Annotated in this window: 18 protein-coding genes; 11 read left to right on the top strand and 7 right to left on the bottom strand. The window is 57.3% G+C overall.

Annotated elements, in window-relative coordinates; translation table 11 throughout:
• The first annotated feature begins 34 nt into the window (after positions 1–34).
• The 6 genes from ppsA (at position 35) to U5K34_RS00780 (ending at position 7086) form a co-directional block, all read left to right on the top strand.
• Positions 35–2419, top strand: coding sequence for a phosphoenolpyruvate synthase (gene ppsA, locus U5K34_RS00805; RefSeq protein ID WP_322566637.1), 2385 nt, complete (start codon positions 35–37; stop codon positions 2417–2419).
• A gap of 1 nt (position 2420) precedes the next feature.
• Complete coding sequence (locus U5K34_RS00800; RefSeq protein ID WP_322566636.1) at positions 2421–2579, top strand: hypothetical protein; 159 nt, start codon at positions 2421–2423, stop codon at positions 2577–2579.
• A gap of 227 nt (positions 2580–2806) precedes the next feature.
• Complete coding sequence (locus U5K34_RS00795; protein WP_322566635.1) at positions 2807–3457, top strand: c-type cytochrome; 651 nt, start codon at positions 2807–2809, stop codon at positions 3455–3457.
• On the top strand, positions 3454–4368 hold the full coding sequence (locus tag U5K34_RS00790; RefSeq protein ID WP_322566634.1) for a c-type cytochrome: 915 nt from the start codon (positions 3454–3456) through the stop codon (positions 4366–4368). Before U5K34_RS00795 ends, U5K34_RS00790 begins: the two co-directional genes overlap by 4 nt.
• Before the next feature lie 4 nt (positions 4369–4372).
• On the top strand, positions 4373–5029 hold the full coding sequence (locus U5K34_RS00785) for a biliverdin-producing heme oxygenase (protein WP_322566633.1): 657 nt from the start codon (positions 4373–4375) through the stop codon (positions 5027–5029).
• Positions 5026–7086 (top strand): diguanylate cyclase, encoded by a 2061-nt coding sequence (locus tag U5K34_RS00780; RefSeq protein WP_322566632.1) that lies wholly within the window; start codon positions 5026–5028, stop codon positions 7084–7086. The genes U5K34_RS00785 and U5K34_RS00780 overlap by 4 nt, the downstream gene beginning before the upstream one ends.
• Positions 7087–7493: 407 nt before the next feature.
• On the opposite strand, the gene U5K34_RS00775 is transcribed toward U5K34_RS00780, so the two are convergent.
• The 3 genes from U5K34_RS00775 to lexA form a co-directional block, all read right to left on the bottom strand.
• Positions 7494–8690 (bottom strand): pyridoxal-phosphate-dependent aminotransferase family protein, encoded by a 1197-nt coding sequence (locus tag U5K34_RS00775; protein WP_416223985.1) that lies wholly within the window; start codon positions 8688–8690, stop codon positions 7494–7496.
• Between the two features lie 121 nt (positions 8691–8811).
• Positions 8812–9297 (bottom strand): DUF5615 family PIN-like protein, encoded by a 486-nt coding sequence (locus U5K34_RS00770; protein ID WP_322566630.1) that lies wholly within the window; start codon positions 9295–9297, stop codon positions 8812–8814.
• 9 nt (positions 9298–9306) lie between these two features.
• Entirely contained in the window at positions 9307–9771 is a 465-nt protein-coding gene (gene lexA / locus U5K34_RS00765; RefSeq protein ID WP_322566629.1) for a transcriptional repressor LexA, read from the bottom strand.
• A gap of 144 nt (positions 9772–9915) precedes the next feature.
• Between lexA and U5K34_RS00760 the strand changes: the two genes are divergently transcribed.
• The gene (locus tag U5K34_RS00760; RefSeq protein ID WP_322566628.1) at positions 9916–11052 is read left to right on the top strand and encodes an SCO family protein; all 1137 of its coding nucleotides are present in this window, start codon (positions 9916–9918) and stop codon (positions 11050–11052) included.
• A gap of 3 nt (positions 11053–11055) precedes the next feature.
• Positions 11056–11943, top strand: coding sequence for an archaetidylserine decarboxylase (asd, locus tag U5K34_RS00755; RefSeq protein WP_322566627.1), 888 nt, complete (start codon positions 11056–11058; stop codon positions 11941–11943).
• A gap of 226 nt (positions 11944–12169) precedes the next feature.
• Here asd and epmA read toward each other — a convergent pair whose 3' ends face one another.
• Both epmA and efp read right to left on the bottom strand, forming a co-directional pair.
• Complete coding sequence (gene epmA, locus U5K34_RS00750) at positions 12170–13147, bottom strand: EF-P lysine aminoacylase EpmA (RefSeq protein ID WP_322566626.1); 978 nt, start codon at positions 13145–13147, stop codon at positions 12170–12172.
• 12 nt (positions 13148–13159) lie between these two features.
• Positions 13160–13729, bottom strand: coding sequence for an elongation factor P (gene efp / locus U5K34_RS00745; RefSeq protein ID WP_322566625.1), 570 nt, complete (start codon positions 13727–13729; stop codon positions 13160–13162).
• A 104-nt stretch (positions 13730–13833) separates the two neighbouring features.
• Between efp and epmB the strand changes: the two genes are divergently transcribed.
• The 3 genes from epmB (at position 13834) to U5K34_RS00730 (ending at position 19079) form a co-directional block, all read left to right on the top strand.
• Positions 13834–14841, top strand: coding sequence for an EF-P beta-lysylation protein EpmB (gene epmB / locus U5K34_RS00740; protein WP_322566624.1), 1008 nt, complete (start codon positions 13834–13836; stop codon positions 14839–14841).
• Between the two features lie 149 nt (positions 14842–14990).
• On the top strand, positions 14991–16853 hold the full coding sequence (locus U5K34_RS00735; RefSeq protein WP_322566623.1) for a hypothetical protein: 1863 nt from the start codon (positions 14991–14993) through the stop codon (positions 16851–16853).
• Positions 16854–16997: 144 nt separating this feature from the next.
• Positions 16998–19079 carry an EAL domain-containing protein gene (locus U5K34_RS00730; RefSeq protein WP_322566622.1) on the top strand — a complete coding sequence of 694 codons (2082 nt, stop codon included), beginning with the start codon at positions 16998–17000 and terminating at the stop codon, positions 19077–19079.
• A gap of 190 nt (positions 19080–19269) precedes the next feature.
• On the opposite strand, the gene U5K34_RS00725 is transcribed toward U5K34_RS00730, so the two are convergent.
• Positions 19270–20676, bottom strand: coding sequence for a sigma-54 dependent transcriptional regulator (locus tag U5K34_RS00725; RefSeq protein WP_322566621.1), 1407 nt, complete (start codon positions 20674–20676; stop codon positions 19270–19272).
• On the bottom strand, positions 20673–21986 hold the full coding sequence (locus tag U5K34_RS00720) for a two-component system sensor histidine kinase NtrB (protein ID WP_322566620.1): 1314 nt from the start codon (positions 21984–21986) through the stop codon (positions 20673–20675). The genes U5K34_RS00725 and U5K34_RS00720 overlap by 4 nt, the downstream gene beginning before the upstream one ends.
• Positions 21987–22008 lie beyond the last annotated feature (22 nt).

Here is a 22008-nt window from a genome sequence, read left to right as displayed (position 1 = left end):
CTATGAATCATCCTGACAAGCAAGGGGAAACAACGTGACTCAACACCTTATCTGGTTCGATGACCTGCGGCTTGATGATGTTCCCCGGGTCGGTGGCAAGAACGCCTCGCTGGGCGAGATGATTCATCAACTGAGCAACGCCGGAGTGCGGGTGCCGGGCGGATTTGCCACCACCGCCGATGCCTTTCGTGAATTTCTGGAGCACAAGGGCCTGGCTGAACGCATCTATGCGGAGCTGGACGATCTGGACATCAACGATGTTGTCGCACTGGCCAAAAGTGGCGAACGCATTCGCCAGTGGATTATCGATACCCCCTTCCCCCCGGCGCTGCAAGAAGAACTGCACGAGGCCATCAACAAACTGCAGCAGGACCACGGGGATGAGGTCTCGTTTGCGGTACGTTCTTCGGCCACCGCCGAGGATCTGCCGGAGGCCTCGTTTGCCGGTCAGCAGGAAACCTATCTGAACATCAAGGGCGAGGCCAACCTGCTGGATGCCATCCACCATGTCTTCGCTTCGCTGTTCAATGACCGGGCCATCGCCTACCGGGTCCACAACGAGTTCGACCACCGCGACGTGGCACTGTCCGCCGGCGTACAACGCATGATACGCAGCGACATCGGTGCCAGCGGGGTCATATTCACGATTGATACCGAATCGGGGTTCGAGGACGTGGTATTCATCACCGCCGCCTACGGCCTGGGCGAGACCGTGGTTCAGGGCCAGGTCAACCCGGATGAGTTCTATGTCTTCAAGCCGATGCTGGAAAAAAACAAACAGGCGGTGATACGGCGCAATCTCGGCCAGAAAGGGATCCGCATGGTCTACGGCGATGATACCGCCCATGCCGGCTCGACCCGAACCGAGGAAGTGCCCATGGATCTGCAACGCCAGTTCAGTATCAACGACGAGGAAGCCATGGAACTGGCCCGTCAGGCCGTGACCATCGAAAAGCATTACGGCCGCCATATGGATATCGAATGGGCGCGAGACGGTCTCGACGGCAAACTGTATATCGTCCAGGCGCGACCGGAGACGGTCAAAAGCCGCAGCGACCGTAATGTCCTGGAACGTTACGAAATGCAGGAGTACGGCAAGGTGCTGTCCACCGGGCGCAGCATCGGCCAGCGCATCGGCAGCGGTGTGGCCCGCACGATCATGAACATCAAGGAAATGGATCGTCTGCAAAAAGGCGATGTCCTGATTACCGACATGACCGACCCCGACTGGGAACCGGTGATGAAACGGGCCTCGGCGATCGTCACCAATCGCGGCGGACGTACCTGCCACGCCGCGATCATCGCCCGTGAACTGGGCATTCCGGCTGTGGTCGGCTGCGGGGATGCCACCGAAGCGGTCACCGACGGCAACGAAGTCACGGTCTCCTGTGCCGAGGGCGACACCGGCTATATCTATGACGGCATCCAGCCGTTCGAGATCAAGCGGGTTAACCTGGAAAGCATGCCTGAACTGCCGTTCAAGATCATGCTCAACGTGGGCTCACCGGATCGCGCCTTTGATTTCAGTTATCTGCCCAATGCCGGGGTCGGTCTGGCCCGACTGGAGTTTATTATCAATCGCATGATTGGCGTGCATCCCAAGGCATTGCTGAACTATGCCAAACAGCCGGACGAAATCAAACAACAGATCGATACCCAGACTGCCGGCTTCCCCGACCCGGTCGGATTCTTCATCGACAAACTGACCGAAGGGGTCGGGACCATCGCCGCCGCTTTTTGGCCCAAGCCGGTGATCGTGCGCCTGTCCGACTTCAAATCCAACGAATACCGCAACCTGATCGGCGGCGAAGCCTATGAACCGCACGAAGAGAACCCGATGATCGGTTTTCGGGGTGCCGGACGGTATATCGCCAAGACCTTCCAGGACTGCTTCGAGCTGGAATGCCGGGCCATGAAAAAGGTCCGCAACGAGATGGGACTGAGTAATGTGCAGATCATGATCCCGTTCGTGCGCACCGTGGAACAGGGCCAGAAAGTGATCCAGCTGCTGAAAGACAACGGGCTCAAACAGGGGGAAAATGATCTCAAGGTGATCATGATGTGCGAAATTCCCTCCAATGCCCTGCTCGCCGATCAGTTCCTTGAGGATTTTGACGGCTACTCGATCGGTTCCAACGATCTGACCCAGTTGACGCTGGGGCTGGATCGCGACTCGGAGCTGGTGGCCGATGCCTTCGACGAGCGCGACGAGGCGGTCAAGGCGCTGCTGGCCATGGCGATCAAGGCCTGCCGTGCACAGGACAAATATGTCGGCATCTGCGGCCAGGGCCCGTCGGATCACCCCGATCTCGCCTTCTGGCTGATGGAACACGGCATCGACAGCGTCTCGCTCAACCCCGACAGCGTAATTCCCACCTGGTTGTATCTAGCCGAACAGTTACAAGAGAAGAATCACTGATATGGCCCGCCTGTTTATTCTGCTGATCATCGTTGCGGCATTCGCCATCTGGGCCGGGTTTGCCCTGCGCGCGGATAACCAGTTCTATTCCAACCTCGCCTTCGGGATCGGAGGATTTCTGGCCATACTGGCGGCAGGCGGTTTTTTCGGGTTGTTATAGGCAAGCCTGCTTTTAGCGCAGGATACACGCCGATGAACTATTCAAGTACCAGGGCAGTTTCCACAATACCGTTCCGATTTCCCACTCGGACTCCTTGACAACTTCATAAACCCGGAACAGCAAATAGACACGTCGAAGTCATGATGTCTATACTTCATCAAGCGGGCTGTCACCATTCGCCTCACTCATGGCGAACAAACTTGAAAATCACAAGGGCTTTAGGACTGATGAAACCCTGGCCATTCATTCCCCTGTTAGCAGTTGTTTCACACCTTGTAATAGCCGCTGATGATGTCGAATCCGGCAAGCGGCTGGTCCAGCAAGGCAATAACCAGGGCGCCATGGCGTGTGTCGCCTGTCACGGCACCAGTGGCGAGGGCAATGCCTCGGCGGGTTTTCCGCGTCTGGCCGGGTTGAACGCCGAATATCTGGCCAAACAGCTGCGGGATTATCGTGAAGGTTCGCGTACCAATCCGACGATGAAGCCGATCGCCGCCGCGCTGGATGAGGCGGCGAGTCGAGATGTGGCGGCCTATTACGCCAGCCTTGCTCCCGCCGGCGATACCGCAAAGGGGAAAGACAACACCACCGGACGAACCCTGGCGCTGCGCGGTGACTGGGATAACACGATTCCCGCCTGTGTCAGCTGTCATGGACCCGGCGGGCGCGGTGTCGACCCGTCCTTCCCGGCTCTGGCCGGACAACATGCCAGTTACATCACGGCGCAACTTCAGGCCTGGCGCGAGGGTCAACGGCGCAACGACGCAAACGATCTGATGAAGGTCGTGGCCAACCGCATGAGCGACAAACAAATCCAGGCGGTCGCCGATTACTTCGCCGCCGCGCCCGTTCAGCCTGATGCCGGAGCCGCCCAATGAAATACACGCTTGTTTTGATCAGCAGTTTGCTTGTGGTTACCGGGACCGGTACCGGGCAGGAGCGGGATTATCAGTTCGAGCTGCCCGACACACCGGGTGAAGCCCCCAGGTTCACCCCGCCGCCCGAATCGGCCATACCGGACGACCAGTTTGGTGACATGGTACGCCGCGGCCGCGATCTGTTTATCAATACCCAACAGTTGCGCGGCAAGTATGTGGGGAACGGCATGAACTGCGTTAACTGCCACGTGGATGCGGGCCGCCGTGCCGACTCGGCACCATTGTGGGCTGCCTATACCATGTATCCCGCTTACCGGGGCAAAAACGATCGGGTCAACACCATGGAAGAGCGTATCCAGGGCTGCTTCCGCTACAGTATGAACGGCAAACCGCCGCCGTCCGGCAGCGAGGAACTCACCGCCATACTGACCTACCATTACTGGCTGGCTAAAGGGGCGCCCACCGGGGTGCGACTGGCCGGTCGCGGCTATCCGACGCTCGATAAACCGGACAAGACAGCGGATATCCACCGCGGTCAGCAGGTCTACCAGGCCCAGTGCGCCATTTGTCATGCCGATGACGGCCAGGGGCGTCAAGCCGAGGGCCAGTATGTTTTTCCCCCGCTGTGGGGTGAGGACTCTTTCAACTGGGGCGCCGGCATGCACCGCATCAATACCGCGGCCAATTTTATTCATGCCAACATGCCGCTGGGCAAACCCTATACCCTGAGCGAGCAGGAAGCCTGGGATGTGGCGGCTTACATCAACAGCCACGAACGACCGCAGGATCCACGCGACGAAGGTGATCTCAAAGCAACCGACCAGACCTTCCACAGCCACCAGTGTTATTACGGGGACAGGATCGACGACGCGGTGCTGGGCAGCCAGGCCTACCCCAACCCATTTGAATAGACCTATGGATCACGACACGATCCGAAACAGCGGTTCGACCAGGAGTGTGACGCAACCGGGGGCAACCGGTTTGCTCGGCCGACTAAGGACCGCGACACGGCCGGCGCATCAGGCACTCGAACAACACCCGATTTTGCGACCGCTGCCTGGCCCGGCGCTGACTGATACAGACTACCTGCGGGTATTAACCGCCTTTGCCGATTTTTATCGGATCCTGGAACCCTCTCTGCTTGATGAGCTCACAAAACTGGTCGATAAACAGGATACGGCCTATCGATACCAACCGCGTTGGCCGTTGTTGAGGGATGATTTGCGCGATCTGCACACCGTGACCAGCGGTAACCCGCCTGAAATACCCAATTTGCCATCGATATGCGATACAAGCACACTACTGGGTGTCATGTACGTGCTGGAAGGCGCCACCCAGGGTGGGCGAATCATCGCGCCAAATCTGGCCAACACATTGGGATTAAATGCCACTTGTGGCGCCCGCTACTTTCATCTATACAGGCAAGGAATGTGGCAACATTTTAAGGTTCTGCTGGCAGGTTACGACCGACGAGTGAATAACACCGCCGCCACTCACAGTGCGATACAGGTTTTTGATGCTTTATACCTGCATCTTGATCATTATCCGCCGCCGAACAGGAGCAGGCCTTGAGCGAGACTACCGACAACGAATTTCAAAAAGCTCTGGAATCATGCGCCCGGGAACCGGTGCATATCCCCGGGGCGATCCAGCCCCATGGCTGCCTGATCAGCATGGATGACACTTTTAACCGAATTCTCCAGGTTAGTGCAAACATCCATCACTGCCTGGCTGTCTCGCCTGAACAGGCGCTGCAAAGCTCACCGCAACAACTGCTGGGGAAGCAGCTTGTCAAGCGCTTGCAACGTGCGCTGAAAGACGCCGCATTTTCAACCACGGCCCTGCGCACGACCCGGCGCTTTGGTGATCAGACACAACGTTATAATGTTCTTGTCTATCGCAGCGGCACGCGGCTGGTACTGGAATTCGAACAGCTGCATTACAACAGTCGTCATCACCTTCTGCCAGCCGTGAATGACTGGCTCGACCGTTTTGCGCGCGCCAACGATAGCCAGATACTGCTCGATGCCCTGACCGAGGGAATACGCGAGTTGACCGGGTACGAGCGAGTCATGGTCTATCAGTTTGATAACGATTGGCATGGTACCGTCATTGCCGAGAGCGTAAATGATCAGGCCCAAAGCTTTCTGGGACACCATTTTCCCGCCAGCGACATACCGCCCCAGGTGCGAGCCCTGTACGATATCAACCCGGTACGCAGTATCCCTGATTCGAGTATTGCAAATGTGCCTCTGATACCGGCTGAGGACCCCGACAATGGCCCCCTGGATCTGTCGCAGGGGGTTTTGCGCGCGGTCTCCCCCATTCACCTTGTCTATCTACAGAATATGGGTGTGCAGGGGGCACTCTCCATTGCGCTTTACAAGCAGCAACAACTATACGGTCTGGTTGCCGCCCATGCATTGCAACCTCATCCCTTATCACCCGACGTGCGCGATGCCGCCCGCTCCCTGGTCCAGGCCGCCACCCAGCGGCTGTTTTTGATCAAGGCTCACGAGGAAGCACGGTTTTTACAACAGGTACGCGACAGTCAGGCACTGCTCGCCGAGATTCGTGGCCAGTTGCGTGAACCGGAAATTATACTTCAGGAGCACGGTTACGACTGGCTGGAACTGTTCCAGGCCTGCGGTTGTGCCCTGGTTTATCCAAAACATACCTTCGGTCTGGGCAGGGTACCGGATCGACCGACTCTGAAGAAAATCGCCGCCTGGTTGGATCATGAATCCCAAAGCCACGGGACCTGGCAGAGTAACGAACTGCAACTCACCGGACTGACAGGATTGATCGATAAACAAGACGCCTGTGGCTTGCTGGCTGCCCCGTTACCGTTGAGCCGAAAGAATACAGGCTGGTTACTGCTACTGCGCACCGAGCATATCAAAACCCAACTGTGGGCCGGCAATCCGGAAAAACCACTGCACGATGACAAAGACGGCAGACAGCTTTCACCCAGGCAGTCTTTTGCGACCTGGGCACAGCAGATAACCGGCCAGAGCCGGGCATGGAGTGCAATAGAACAACGGGCAATCACCGATCTGGCCGAACATCTCGCGGTCGCCATTTCCGCCCATGAAATCGCCCAACTCAACCAACAGCTCGAACACCTCGCTCATACCGATGCCCTGACCGGGATCCGTAACCGATTATACACCGAGCAAACCATCGACACAGAGATCAGCGCCGCCAGACGATATGGCCGACCCTGCAGCATATTGTTGTTCGATATCGATCATTTCAAGCAGGTCAATGACACTCATGGTCATGACGCAGGTGACGAAGTTCTGGTAACCCTCAGTGATATTATCACCCGGAATCTACGGCCTACCGACTATTTTGGTCGCTGGGGCGGCGAAGAATTCATGGTGGTTGCAGGTAACAGCGATCTGGAGAATGCCGCGCAACTGGCAGAACGCCTGCGCCAGGCCGTCGAAACCTGCGACTTCGGGCCGATTGGCAATATTACCGCCAGTTTCGGGGTGGCCACCTGGGCCACCGATGATACCCGTCGTACGCTGGCTAAACGGGCGGATCAGGCCATGTATCGTGCCAAAGAGGCCGGCCGCAACCGGGTGATGATCGAAACCGTTATCGAAACAACTTCTGATTGAGCAATACGCGGCTTGTGCGCCAACAGCGAAGGCTGATGGCCGATACAGGATACAGCCTGCAAATCATTATCCGGTCCGAAACTGTTCACCAATTCAATAACAAACCACGAAGCTACGAAGCCTCGAAGCGAATTAATTTATACTTCGTGTCTTCGTGGTTACGTTTTTATAAAAAACGCTCTCACATCATCGCCCGACTGGACCATACACAAGACATTTTTTACTCTGCGTCCTCGGCGTCTCTGCGGTGATATGTTTTATCCCTTATCGTCACGACAAGAAAGCTGTCACGCAGGCTATCGCCAGCGTGAGCTACGACTAATCGGGTTAATTTGCGGATTAACACACCGGCAAACAAAAAAGGGCGACCTGATGTCGCCCTTTTTCTGTTGCGTTAAACGATTCGTTTAACTGGCCTGCGCCGCGCCTTCCAGCACCGCTTTGGCCGCGGGCACGGCCACGCCGCTTTTGATCGGCGCGTTCATCTTGCTCAGCACTTCATCCAGTGACTTGAGACAGTACTCGATGTTGGTCGGGTTGCTGGCGTGGCCCATCAGGCCGATGCGCCAGACCTTGCCGGCCAGGTTGCCGAGCCCGGCGCCGATCTCCAGGTTGTAATCATTCAGCAGGATGGAACGCACCTCGGCATCGTCGACACCTTCAGGAATGGTGACAGCGTTGAGCTGCGGCAGACGATCGCCTTCCTTGACCACGAAAGTGATACCCATCGCTTCCAGCCCGGCCTTGAGCGCCTGATGATGATGCTGATGCCGGGCCCAGGCGTTTTCCAGCCCTTCTTCGTGCAGGATCAGCAGCGCTTCATGCAGACCGTAAAGGTTATTGATCGGCGCGGTGTGGTGGTAGGCGCGCTTGCCGCCCCCGCCCCAGTAGCCCATCACCAGGGTCAGATCGAGGAACCAGCTCTGGACTTTGGTCTTGCGGTTTTTCACGACCTCGGCGGCGCGCTCGCTGAAGCTGACCGGTGAAAGCCCCGGCGGCGCGGAGAGGCATTTCTGGGTGCCGGAGTAGATGGCATCGATCCCCCACTCGTCCACTTTCAGGGGCGAGCCACCCAGCGAGGTGACCGCATCGACGATAGTCAGACAGTCATGTTTGTGCGCCAGCTCGACCAGGGTTTTGGCATCGGACTGGGCGCCGGTGGAAGTTTCGGCATGCACGAAGGCGACGATTTTGGCATCCGGATTCGCCTTCAGGGCCGCTTCCACTTTTTGCGGATCGACGACCGTGCCCCATTCATCCTCGACCATGACCGCCGTCGCACCGCAACGCTCGACGTTCTCTTTCATGCGCCCGCCGAACACGCCGTTTTGACACACGATCACCTTGTCGCCGGGCTCCACCAGGTTGACGAAACAGGTCTCCATGCCGGCCGAACCGGGTGCGGAAACCGGGAAGGTCAGCTCGTTTTTGGTGGCAAAGGCGTACTGCAACAGTTCTTTCATCTCTTCCATCATGCCGATGAAGGCCGGATCGAGATGGCCGATGGTCGGGCGCCCCAGGGCTTCCAGGACCCGCGGACTGACATCGGACGGACCCGGCCCCATCAGGGTCCGGTGGGGAGGAATGAATGATTTCATAAACAACACCTGTTCTTTTGCTCCGGGAAGCTCCGCGGAAGGTTAATAGCCGAGTAAAAACGTCCAGTATAAAAGGTTTGCGACGGCTTGTCCCGGGCTGATTGAGGTCGGGGACACGAAAAAGCCCCTACTTTACGTCGGCCTGGGCGGGCGTCCCCAGGGTTTGTTGCCACTGTTTGAGACGATGGCGCATGCGCCGCACATGACTGCCGTCCCAGTACACCTTGTTACAGGTGGGACAGTATAGCGTGCCATCCTGCCGGCGCACATCCGCGGGCATGGCGGCCCGGCGGGCCTCGTCGGTCGGGCGCAGTTCGGTATTGCAGATCAGGCAGCGGGTGAACGGGCGATATAGCCAGTCGATGGGCAGCTGGCGGGAGAGACTGGCGGCACACGCTTCGAGATTGTTGCCTTCCAGCAGGATGACATGGCCGGGGGCGCGGCGGTATTCGAGCAATTTGCGATCGCGGGTGAGCAGCAGGCGCTGTTCGGCGATGGCCTCGCGCAACAGGGCATAGTCATCGCGGCCATCGCTTTCAATCAACGTGTCGTAACCGGCGGCCCGCAACCAGCTGCCGAGTCGTTGCAGCATTTCATCACAGAGAAACTTCACACGCGGGGCTCAGCCGGCCGAACGGATAACTCCCGAGACAATCCCCAGAATCTGCACATCCTGGTTTTTAAGATAAATCGGCTCCATCTCGGGATTGGCCGGTTGCAGGCGAATGCCGTCATGCTCGACGTAGAATTTTTTCAATGTCACGCTCTCGCCGTTGATCATGGCCACCACGGTCTGGCCGTTTTCGGCCGTCTCGCGCTTTTCGATCACGATGACATCGCCGTCCTGGATATTGTCGTCGATCATCGAGTGGCCGCGTACCCGCAGGGCATAGGTATTGCGCCGCACCATGTTGGCCGGTACCGAAATCCGCTCGTCCTGCTCGCACAGATCCATGGGCAGCCCGGCAGTCACCTCGCCCAGCAGGGGAATACTCAGCATCCCGTCGGCGAATACATCCAGGGCTTCGAGCTCCGGGGTCCAGACCGGACGTTCCCCCTTGGGAATCAGATAGTTAATATTTGACATTGAGGTAATTCCTTAGGTATTTTTCCTAACCTTAGCCCGGATAAACAAAAAATTCAAACCGGACGGGCCGGCATCGGAACCTTCTACCCCCACCACAGCCTAATACAGGATCTGTTGGTCACTGATTCGTGAGATAATAGCGTTATGTCTGATACCCGTATTCCCAAGTTCGTCAGTTATCCGCTCATCGCCCTGGTCGCCATCGCCGCTGTCTGGCTGGGTGTCTGGCTCTCCCTGCAGGAACAGCGCGGCGGCATTCCCGATAATATGGAAGCGACGGTGCTGCCCGAGGCGCGCCAGCTGCAGCCGTTTGCCCTGCGGGATCATCACGGGCAGCCGTTCGGCCTGGCGCAACTGGAAGGCCGGTGGAGCTTCCTGTTTTTCGGCTATACCAATTGCCCCGACATCTGTCCGGCGACCCTGCACACCATGAAAAGCGTCTGGCAGAAACTGCCCACCGAGCCGGGCGAACCGGGTCATCCGCGACTGTTTTTTGTCTCGGTCGACCCGGATCGTGACAGCCTGGATACGCTGAGACAGTACGTCACCTATTTCGATCCCTCGTTCGTCGGCGTGACCGGCAAGCTGGATGAGATCGATAACCTGACCGGTCAGCTGGGCGTCCTGTACGGCTATGACGAGAAAAAGAACGACAATCCCCTCGATTACAACGTGAACCACAGCGGCCAGGTGCTGCTGATCGATCCGCAGGGTCGCCTGCGGGCCGTACTTCCCCGCCCCATGATTCCACCACCATGGCGCGTAACTACCAGATCATTACAGACTATTACGGAGATTAAAATCATGCTGCGAGTTCGCCAGCTTCTGCTGTTCGGCCTGCTGGCCGGTTTTGTTGTAACCGGTTCAGCAAACGAATCGCTCCAATTCGACAATGCCTGGTCTCCCGAGGCGCCGCCGGTTGCACCGGTGATGGCCGGTTATGTGCGGATCAGCAATGACGGCAGCGAGGATGTCACGCTCACCGGCGCCCGTTGCCCCGACTTTGCCCGGGTGGAGATTCACGACATGGTCGAGCGCGATGGCATGATGCGCATGATCGAACAGGAGAGTCTGACCATTGAGGCTGGCGAGCAGGTGGAACTGAAACCGGGCAGCCTGCATATGATGCTGATAAAACCCCGGCGGACTATCAAACGCGGGGAGACCCTGGAAGTGACGTTTGAAACCGCCAGCGGCGACTCCATTCCGGTAAGTTTCGAGGTCAAACCCCAGTCAGCACGGGATCAGCAGCACGACCAACATCAACACCATCACCATTAAACAATGGCCGCTTTTCCCCTGACTCTGTTGCGCCGTACCCGGCAGGCCGCTTTTGTGGTGCTGCAGTATGCGTTGCCGCATCATCTGCTCTCACATCTGATGTGGCGTCTGACGCGGATCCGTATCGGCTGGTTGAAGAATTTTTTCATCCAGCGATTCATTCGCCTGTTCCGGGTCGACATGCACGAAGCACAACAGCCTGACCCGACAGCCTATCCCGACTTCAATCACTTTTTCACCCGGGCCCTGGCCGCCGATGCCCGGCCGCTGGCCCTCGGCGACGGGAATGTGATCTGTCCGGTCGATGGCACGGTCAGCCAGCTGGGCCGGCTGGAATACGAAACCCTGTTGCAGGCCAAGGGCCATCGCTATGTATTGTCCCAGCTGCTGGCGGATCACAGTGCGGCCGTGCGAATGTTTCAGGACGGCCACTTCGCCACCCTCTATTTGTCACCGCGGGATTACCACCGGATTCACATGCCACTGGCCGGTACCCTGCGCGAGATGATCTATGTGCCCGGGCGGCTGTTCAGCGTCAACCCGACCACGGTCAACCGGGTCCCGGATCTGTTTGCCCGCAACGAACGGGTGATCTGCCTGTTCGACACCGACGCCGGCCCCATGGCCATGATCCTCGTCGGCGCCATCTTCGTCGCCAGCATCGACACGGTCTGGCACGGCACCGTTACCCCGCCACGCGGCAAAACCGTGCAGCACCGGGATTACCGCCAACACCCCGTGCATCTGCAACAGGGCGAGGAAATGGGGCGCTTCAATATGGGCTCCACGGTAATCCTGCTGTTCGGCAAGGACGCAGTAAACTTCAGCGACGATCTGACCGCCGAAAGCCATGTACAGATGGGGCAGCTTCTTGGTTCGCATTCGACATAGACAGGGCGGTGTAAATAACGCTAAGGACGCAAAGGCGCAAAGAACGCGGAGAAAACCTTAATTAAGTATATATTTTTTATTGTTTTATCCGGTCCCCTGGTTCTCTATAACCTTTTCAAGTTTATTTCATATAATTTAAAGAAAAAATTTATCATACATTTTTATCCTTTGCGGCCTTTGCGGCCTTTGCGTCTTTGCGTTCTTTGCGTTCCTTCCATATGCCCATCTACAACCGCTCAATGCTGAAGCTGAGCACGTCGTGGATGTCATCCTTCCCGGTCGCAATCATCAGTAACCGATCGATCCCCAGGGCGACGCCGGCGCAGTCGGGCAGGCCGTGTTCGAGGGCGGCGAGAAATTTTTCATCGAGCTCGGGCACGAAACGTCCCTGTTGCCGGCGTTGCTGTTGATCCCGTTCGAAGCGCCGGCGTTGTTCGATTGGATCCTGTAATTCATGATAGCCGTTGGCCAGTTCCAGGCCGCCCAGGTAGAGCTCGAAGCGGCACGCGACGGTGATGTCGTCCCATTGCTGCAGGCGGGCCAACGCACTCTGGCTGGCGGGATAATCATAAATAAAGACCGGCCGGTTGGCGGGCAGTTGCGGTTCGATCACGTGGGTCAGTAACAGATCCAGCCAGGCGTCGCGCTCCAGTTCACTTTGCCCGCCCAGTTCGATCCGGTATTGCCGCGCCTGTTGTTGCAGATCATCGACTGCACAGGTAAAGGGATCGAGCTGCAGGGTTTGCTGGAACAGCTGGCGATAGCTGAGCTTGAGCGTCTCGTCCATGCGGAATGATCCGGCCAGCAACGCCCGGATGAGATCATCCAGTTCCTGCATCAGCGCGTGATGATCGAAACCGGGCCGGTACCACTCCAGCAGGGTGAACTCCGGATTATGCCGTCGCCCCGCCTCGCCGGCGCGAAACACCTTGCAGAGCTGATAGATCGGCCCGCTGCCGGCGGCCAGCAACCGTTTCATCGGGTATTCGGGGGAGGTGTGCAGATACCCCGCTGCGCCATCCAGCGGGACACTCAGACTGTCGATATGCACGTCGGTGACGGCATGGCGATTCAGCAGCGGGGTTTCCACTTCCATGACCCCGCGTTGCACGAAAAAGGCCCGCAGCTGTTGCAGCATGCGGGCCCGTTGTTGCATCACCGCCAGAGCGGCGCCCGGCCGCCAGGAGGTGTTGTCCGCTGTCATCCGTGCAGGCCGTTAATCCTTGACGCGGCCGACATATTCCCCGGTGCGGGTATCCACCTTGATCTGTTCGCCTTCCTCGACAAACAGCGGCACGCGGACCACGGCGCCGGTATCGGTGGTCGCCGGTTTGCCGCCGCCACTGGCCGTGTCGCCCTTGACGCCGGGATCGGTCTGCACGATGGTCAGGATCACGTGATTGGGCGGCATGACGCTGATCGGATTGCCGTTCCACAGGGTCACGGTGCAGACATCCTGTTCCTTGAGCCACTTGGCCGCCTCGCCCACCGCTTTTTCATCGGCCGCGACCTGCTCGAAGGTTTCCGGGTGCATGAAATGCCAGGCCTCGCCATCGTTATACAGATACTGCATGTCGGTATCCATGACATCGGCGGCCTCGATCGAATCACCCGATTTGAAGGTTTTCTCCAGCACCCGGCCGGTCAGCAGGTTGCGGATCTTGACCCGGTTAAAGGCCTGCCCCTTGCCGGGTTTGACGAACTCGTTTTCGATAATCGTACAGGGGTCTCCGTCGAGCATGATCTTGAGACCGCTTTTGAATTCATTGGTGCTATAGGTTGCCATGGAGGTCCTCGTTTCCTGCTGTACCGGTGGTCCCGGTCGTTACCCGCTCACCGGCGAATCCGGTACACTGGGGCGGCCATCAGCCATTAAAATCCGAATTCCCTATGATAACGCGAACTCCCCCCCTGTGGCATAGCGCCGACTGGCAAAAATCCCTGGCCCGGGCCATCCGCGAGCCCCGTGAACTGCTGGCGACCCTGCAGCTGCCCGACAGCCTGCTGGCGGGCGCCGAAGCGGCCGGGCAGGACTTTCCGCTGCTGGTACCCCGCGGCTACGTGGCCCGCATGCGGATCGGCGATCCGCAGGATCCGCTGCTGCGTCAGGTGTTGCCGCTGGCGGCAGAGGGGCAGCCCGCACCGGGGTATGTGGCCGATCCGGTCGGCGATCTGTCGGCCATGGCACGCCCGGGTATCCTGCACAAGTACCACGGCCGCGCCCTGGTGGTCGCCACCGGGGCCTGCGGGATTCATTGTCGCTACTGCTTCCGGCGCCATTTTCCGTATACCCGGGCCAACCCCATGCCCGAGCGCTGGCAACAGGTCCGCGAGTACCTGCTGGCGGACGACAGCATCGAAGAGCTGATTCTCAGCGGCGGGGATCCCCTGAGCCTGGCCGACCACCGTCTCGCCGGGCTGCTGGAAGCCGTACAGGATGTACCGCATCTCAAGCGACTGCGCCTGCACACCCGCTATCCCGTGATTCTGCCCGAGCGCCTCACCGACGATCTGCTGAACCTGCTGAAGGCGCTGCCGCAACAGGTCATCCTGGTCATGCACGCCAATCACGCCAATGAAATCGACGCCAGCGTCCAGCAGGCGCTCGCCCCCTGGCATCAGGCCGGGATCACGCTGCTGAACCAGGCGGTGCTGTTGCAGGGCGTCAATGACAGCGAATCGGCCCTGGCCGACCTGAGCGAGGCGCTGTTTGCCGCCGGTGTGCTGCCCTATTACCTGCATCAGCTGGATCCGGTGCAGGGAGCGGCCCATTTTGCCGTCGACGACCCCCGGGCCCGGGCGCTGGAGACGGCGCTGCGCAACCGCTTGCCGGGGTATCTGGTCCCGCGCCTGGTACGCGAGCAGGCCGGCGCGCCCGCCAAGACACCACTGGTCTGATACTGCCCACCGCCGGTCATGTCCTGTGCCAGCCGCGCCCCGGGAAAGTGCACAATTTGTCCCATTTGCTGGCAAACTGTGACATAGCTCACAATATGTGATATTGAAAGCCCAAAGGAAGGGGCAAGAAAAAAACAGAGGAGTGGCCCGTGAGCCGAGCACCCGGACTGGAAATCCCCGAACAGCGCAAACCGACCCGGCACGATGTCAGCCTGCGTCCCAAAAAGGTCGAGGCCTGGCTGCAGAGCCTGCCCAAGGCCAACCTGGGCGAAACCGCCCGCCAGATCTATCAGCGGCTGAGCCAGACCAACGAGTTACGTTACCCGTTTGTGGAGCGCTTTCGTTTCCTCGAGCAGATGCGCGAACCGGTCCATTATGTGACCGATTCCATGCGCAAGCACTTTCTGGGGGTGACCTTTCCCCTGCCGGACAAAAATCGCCAGATTGCCGCCGCCACCCGGGAAATATACGCGGCCATGGCCACCGGTTACAAAATCGCCATCGAGGAAATGAGCCACACCCATCCCCTGTTCCAGGACAAGAAGCTGCTGGCCACCCTGTTGCAGCGAGCCCTGTTCTATACCGGCCGCAACCTGGTGACCGCCTACCAGATTTACAGTCCTTGCGAACCCGGTAGCTGGCAAGAGCTGCACAAGCTCTACGCCTGCGCCGAGGCGCGCAAACTGCACAAGACCGGGGTAAGCGACTACCAACACCAGAGCGGCGACAGAACCAGCCCGCTGAGCGAATATCTGCGCCTGCTGTTACTGGCGCTGGCTTCGCCCTACCAGCTGCGCCAGGGTGAAATCCTCAAGATCTATACCGCGCTGGAACGCTGGACCCGGCAACTGGCGCTGCGCCCGCTGGACCTGTCGAGCAGCGGCGACACCCGGGCCCGTTTTCTGGTCCGGCTCGATCAGGATGCCGCACCCCGCCCCGCGGCCTATTCGGTCATCCGCGAGGAACGCCAGCCTCACTACCGGGCCCTGGATACCGAACGGCTGACACAACTGCTGCGCGATGAGATTCGCAATAATGAAGAGGTCGTCTCCACCACCCTGACCAGCGTCGACCTGGGTCGCCCCGATCTCTCCCATGATCTGATGCGCCGCCTGCTGGTGGCCTGGGGAGCCGAAGCCAAACGCAGTTTCCCGCGCAGCCCGAAACAGGAGACGGTGGAGGTCACCATCGGTCTGAGCGCCACCCACCGTTTTCTCAACCACCTGGCGCGGCGTCATCACGGCAAGCGGGACCTGTTTGAACACCGCGCTCATTATGAAAGCCAGGAAATCAAAAGCCTCAATGAGCCGCAGCACGATGTCTGGGACATGATTTATCAGACCGACACCTCCAGCTTCGATACCAGCAGTATCATGCCCCTGGTCAACGAGGAACTGGCCCGGCACGAGGCCCCCCCCGAGACCGATGAGTCGGGCCCGGAGCCGGCCGCCGACCACTATCAGGCCGGCAGCTGGCTGATACTCAATGAAAGCGCCGGCGGCTATTGCCTGGAATACCATGATCACGATACCACCCAGGCCCAGGTCGGCGAGCTGGTGGGGATCCGCCGCGGCCAGAACGGCAAGACCCTCAAATGGGGCATCGGGGTAATCCGCTGGCTGAAGTTTGCCGCCGAACAGCCGCAAGATTCGGCCGGCAAGACCGTGCAAATGGGCATCGAAATGCTCAATCCGGCGGCCGCCGCCGTCGGCATACGCCCCGCCGCCGCCAGCAACAAACCGGAAAATTACCAGCGCACCCTGATGCTGCCCGAGATTCGCGCCATGCGTCAGCCCGCCAGCCTGATCACCGGTCCGGTTCCCTGGCGCCCCGGACAACACGCCGTGGTGAACATCCTGGGCAAGGAGATGCCGGTGGTGCTCACTCAGGCCCTGCAAAACACCGGATTGTTTGCCCAGTTCCAATTCCAGTCACAGTCACAGGACAGCGACCGCCAGAAGAACAACCAGACGGAAGCAGATACCCTGTCGCAGGTCTGGTCCAGCCTCTAGTCCCTTCCTCAAGCCTCTGATTAGCGCAGCCGATAGCTCATTCAGACGGCAAGCGGCTTGCCCCGCACGCCTGAACAGTGACATGATAGCCGCTACGAAAAAACCGGTTAATACAAGAAAAATCAAACAGCTAAGGGATTCACGGTGAGTGACGCGGACCTTCTAAGACTCCTGACCATCTTCGACAATAGCGAGGAAGCCGAAGGGCTGATCAATACCCTGCGCAATGCCGGGCACATCATCCGGGATATTCGCGTCGAGGACGAGGAGGATCTTGAAAAAGCCCTCGAGGAAAACCCGGTGGATATCATCCTGGCCAAACAGGCCACGCCGTTGATCACCGCGAAACAGGCGGTCGAATATATCATCAAATCCGGGCGGGATATTCCGGTCATTGTCGTCACCCCGTCAGGCGAAATCGACGGCGCGCTGGAAGCCATGCAAGCAGGCGCCCGGGACAGCCTGGAACTGGGGCAGAACGAACGGCTCAAGCTGGTCATCAAACGTGAAGTCACCGACCTGAAAAACCGGCGCAGCCTGCGACGCAGTGAAAAAATGCTGCACGAGTCAGAAAAGCGCGCCCGGGATCTGATCGACAACTCGCGGGACGCCATTTCCTACGTGCATGACGGCATGCATATCTATGCCAATAACGCCTATCTCAAGATGTTCGGTTATGACACGCTGGAAGATATTGAGGGGGTCCCCATTCTGGATATGGTCAGCAGCGAAGACCATGCCAAAATGAAAGAGTTTTTGCGCAAGTATTCCAAGGGCCAGAGCACCGACGATACCCTGGAAGTGCACGGCCAAACGCTCGACGGCAACAAGTTCAAGATCACCATGGAATTCTCCACCGCCAGCATGGAAGGCGAGGCCTGCTCGCAGATCATCATTCGCGATCAATCCACCACCAAAGAGCTGGAAAAACAGCTCAATGTCCTGAGCAAACAGGACCTGCTGACCGGTCTCTATAATCGCAATTATTTTCTGGAGCAGGTCGACAAGGTCATCGCCAAAACCGTCGAGGACAAGGCCCAGGGGGCATTACTGTATATCGTGATCGACGAGTTCGAAAAACACAAGGAAGAACACGGAATCTCGGGGGCCGATCTACTGCTGACCGACGTGGCCGGCATGCTCAAGGAAAAAGTGGGCAACATGGGGACCCTGGCCCGTTTTGAAGGCCACCATTTTACTTTTTTGCTGACCGGCAGCGATCTCAAGCAGGCGGAAAAAATCGCCGGCGGGCTAATCAAGCTGATCCAGGATCACTCCTCGGATATCAATGGCAAACTGGTCAGCACCAAGGCCAGCATTGGTCTGGCGCATATCAACGAGACCGTCAAAAACACCCAGGAAGCGATCAACCGCGCTATCAAGGGTTTCCACGCCGCCGAAAAAGCCGGCGGCAACCAGTACTATATCTATAACCCGGCAGTGGAAGATCTCGAAGAGCAGGAGCAGATCGCCCACTGGTCACACCGCATCAAGGAAGCACTCAAACACAACCAGTTCAAACTGCTCTATCAGCCGATAGTCAGCCTGCATGGCGAAACCGGCGAGCATTACGAAGTCCTGGTCCGCATGCTGGACGAGCAAGGCGAGGATTTGCCGCCGTCGGAATTCATTCCCGCCGCCAATCAGGCGGATCTGATGAAATATATCGACCGCTGGGTCATTGCCAATACTTTCAAAGTACTGACCGAGCGTACCCAGCAACAGAAGCGAACCCGGTTTTTCGTCAAAATATCCCAGGGCTCGCTAATCGATCCGGAATTCATTCCCTGGGTGTCCGAGCGCATCAAGTCACTGCGTCTGGATACCACACTGCTGGTATTCGAGCTGAGCGAGGACACCGCACTGAACAACATCAATGCCGCAAATGCCTTCGTTGATGCCTTCAAACAACTCAATTGCCGCACGGCGCTGGAGAATTTCGGCATCGAGCAGAATACCTTCCAGTCCATGAAGCAACTGCCGGTCGATTACATCAAGATCCACGCCAGCCTGATTCAGAACCTGGCCCAGAATGTCGAACACCAGGACAAGGTCAAGGAAATCACCCGCGAAGCGAGCGAGCGCAGCATGCGCTCCATCGCCGCCTGCGTGGAGGACGCCAACAGCCTGGCCGTACTCTGGCAGTGCAGTATCGACTTCTTCCAGGGCCACTTCCTGCAAGAACCCGATACCAGCCTCAGTTATGACTTCGAGGAAGGCTTCTGAAACGAAGCAAGATTATAAAGAAATTAATAACTGTTCCAAATTCGTGCACACCTTATACTCTGGCTAATCCTGTAAGTCGCGCTGGCGTTAGCCTGCGTGACACAACTGCCGTTACGGAGAGTGTCAGGTAGCGCTGCGCGCAAGCTGACCTATACCTCTGCGCACCTTTCAGGAACAGTTATTTAGCGACTCAGGCTTCGGTAATCCCGTAACGCTTCATTTTTCGCCATAAGGTGGATTTGTCGATACGTAATATTTCGGCGGTCATAGTGCGATCACCATCTTGCTCACGCAAAGTTTTTTGAATAAAGAATGCCTCCAACTCTTCCAGGCTCTGCGGCGGCATACAGTCCAGCGCACGTGTTGGTAATTCCATACCCTCACGAAATTCGGGAGGCAAGACATCTTCATTCAAACTTTCTTCTGTGCTTAGAATAAGCATTCTTTGAATAACATTTTCCAGCTCACGGACGTTACCGGGCCAATCATGACGCATAAACGCCCCAAGAACTTTGGTGCTGATACCCGTTACAGGTTTACCCAGCCGTTTGGAATGCTTATGCAAAAAATAGTGAGCCAGAACCGGTATATCCGAACGGCGCTCGCGTAAGGACGGAATGTCGATTTCTATCACTTTCAATCGATAATACAGGTCCTGACGAAACTCCTCGTTGTCGATAAGCTCTTGAAGGCTGCGATTGCTGGCAGCCATTACGCGTGCATCCATCTCCCGTAATTCAGTGTCACCGATGCGATAATATGTCCCATCCTGTAGAACCCGCAAAAGTTTTGCCTGAAAGCCCAGCGAGGCATTGTTGATTTCATCAAGAAACAACGTTCCACCATTTGCTTTTTCCAGCAACCCCTGCTTATTTCGCTCGGCACCGGTAAATGCGCCGCGCATATAACCGAAAAGCTCGCTCTCGATGATACTTTCCGGAACAGCCGCACAGTTCAAGGCAACAAAATTCCCTTCCGAGCGCTCTGATAAGTTGTGGATTTTGCGAGCTACCATTTCCTTGCCGCAGCCGCTTTCGCCACTGATAAGCACACCGCAATCATAGGCAGCGGCTGCATGAATCAGCTTGTCGATTTCATCCATGGGGGCCGAGCGACCGACAATATCTATATCATTGCTTGCTCCACCCTTCTGCCTCAGGCTCTTGTTTTCCCGTGCCAGACGATTATGTTCGACAGCCGTTTCAACTGTGTGGCGTAATTCCGTATTATCAAACGGCTTGCTAATATAATCAAAAGCACCGGCCTTCAGGGAATCGACCGCCGACTCAACTGTCCCGTAACCTGTAATCATTATCACCTGGGTAAGATGATCGTGATTGCGGGCGAATCGAAGGACCTCGAGCCCATCAACTTTCGGCATGCATAGATCGGTAACAACCACGTCAATTCGCTCGGATTCAATATAATCCAGCGCCTGCTGAGAGCTGGTTGCCTGAATAACTGTAATCGGCATATCCTCGAGCATCGTCGCGATAAGCTCTCGCATATTGACATCATCCTCGGCAATCAACACCACCGGCTGCGCCTCTTTCGCAGCCTCGTCTCTTTCCAACGTCACTGACAATGCCTCGCTCATTTTGCTTCTCTATACATCCGGATGACAAACCGCGCGCCGCTTGAATATGAGGAATCAAGCCGCAGGCTTCCTCCGCGGCGACCAATCATCGCCTGACTTATCGCAAGCCCCAGGCCGCTTTCATTCCCCATTTCACCCGTGGTGAAGAAAGGATCGAAGATCCTACTGCGGATCTCGGGGGAAACCCCCGGCCCATTATCCTCTACCGTCGCCAGAACCTCCTTATTATTAACCATCTGGGTGCGGACCCGTATTAAAGGATCTTCCCGGCCTTCCAATGCGGATAATGAATTAATTATCAGGTTGGTAAAGACGATATCCAGCTCGCCGCAGCCGCCATTAACCAGAGGATCATTTTCATCCAGATCAAGTTCGATCTCAACCGGCTGGCGCTTTAACCGGCAGCTTGAGAATGTATCGAGTAACTCGCGGATTAACTGGTTAACGTTGCACCCGTCACCATAACACTGGTCCTTACGGCCATAATTCAAAAGGTCCTGGACGATACGCGAGCATCTTTTTGCCTCATCAACAACAATCCCGCTGTAATGCACTTGTTTTCCCGAGTCACCTACATTATCCGCCAATATCTGGGAATAACCAATAATGTTACCCAGGGGCGTATTCAGTTCATGGGCAATACCGGCTGCCAACTGTCCCATTGCAACCAGTTTTTCACGATAATAAACGGATTCCTGAAGGTTCTTATAGTCGGTTATATCCTGAAAGATAAGCACGGCGTCCATGCCCACGTCCTCTTCCGTCAGAAAAGACATGTTCAGCGCCAGCCAGAGCTCACGATTGTTAAGTCGCGTGTGTAAAACATGATTATGTAATTGATGCTTGTACAGAAATGCATCACGCAGAATTTCCCTGTCAGGCTCGTCTACCACCAGCAAGTCAAACAGATTATGATTTTCCAGCTCATTTGATCGACAACCGAACAGGTCTTCCGTCTGGCTGTTAATTGCGGTGACTCGCAAATTATCATCAACCGAAAGCAGCGCGCCGGGAAGACTCTGCAGCAGAGCATTCATCTTGTTGCGCTCATTCATTACCCGCATCTGGCACTTTTCAACGGTATCGAACATTGCGCGCAGCGCGCCCATCATTACGTTGAAATCCTTGACCAGGGCATTGAGCTGATTATTCGGCGAGACTTCCACCTTGAGCGGCTCGAGGGTCCCTTCCTGGGCGTCCAGGATGCTCTCGTGCAAGCGGGCAAGTATCAGCCGATCACGGACATAGAGCACCAGTACAACGGCAAGCACCGCCGCGAGGATTACAGCCAAGACGACAGTCCCGCTCATTTTCTACCTGCTGGCCCCTCAT

The organism is Thiohalophilus sp. (genome assembly GCF_034521165.1).
Taxonomy (GTDB): Bacteria; Pseudomonadota; Gammaproteobacteria; order UBA6429; family Thiohalophilaceae; genus Thiohalophilus.
This window is presented reverse-complemented; position numbering and strand designations above follow the sequence as displayed.

Excerpts from the sequence above, each read along its gene's own strand:
- epmA (WP_322566626.1), bottom strand. The coding sequence starts at position 13,147 with ATGACAGCGGACAACACCTCCTGGCGGCCGGGCGCCGCTCTGGCGGTG.
- U5K34_RS00725 (WP_322566621.1), bottom strand. The coding sequence starts at position 20,676 with ATGAGCGAGGCATTGTCAGTGACGTTGGAAAGAGACGAGGCTGCGAAA.
- U5K34_RS00800 (WP_322566636.1), top strand. The coding sequence starts at position 2,421 with ATGGCCCGCCTGTTTATTCTGCTGATCATCGTTGCGGCATTCGCCATC.
- efp (WP_322566625.1), bottom strand. The coding sequence starts at position 13,729 with ATGGCAACCTATAGCACCAATGAATTCAAAAGCGGTCTCAAGATCATG.
- asd (WP_322566627.1), top strand. The coding sequence starts at position 11,056 with ATGGCCGCTTTTCCCCTGACTCTGTTGCGCCGTACCCGGCAGGCCGCT.
- epmB (WP_322566624.1), top strand. The coding sequence starts at position 13,834 with ATGATAACGCGAACTCCCCCCCTGTGGCATAGCGCCGACTGGCAAAAA.
- U5K34_RS00795 (WP_322566635.1), top strand. The coding sequence starts at position 2,807 with ATGAAACCCTGGCCATTCATTCCCCTGTTAGCAGTTGTTTCACACCTT.
- U5K34_RS00720 (WP_322566620.1), bottom strand. The coding sequence starts at position 21,986 with ATGAGCGGGACTGTCGTCTTGGCTGTAATCCTCGCGGCGGTGCTTGCC.
- U5K34_RS00760 (WP_322566628.1), top strand. The coding sequence starts at position 9,916 with ATGTCTGATACCCGTATTCCCAAGTTCGTCAGTTATCCGCTCATCGCC.
- U5K34_RS00785 (WP_322566633.1), top strand. The coding sequence starts at position 4,373 with ATGGATCACGACACGATCCGAAACAGCGGTTCGACCAGGAGTGTGACG.
- U5K34_RS00790 (WP_322566634.1), top strand. The coding sequence starts at position 3,454 with ATGAAATACACGCTTGTTTTGATCAGCAGTTTGCTTGTGGTTACCGGG.
- lexA (WP_322566629.1), bottom strand. The coding sequence starts at position 9,771 with ATGTCAAATATTAACTATCTGATTCCCAAGGGGGAACGTCCGGTCTGG.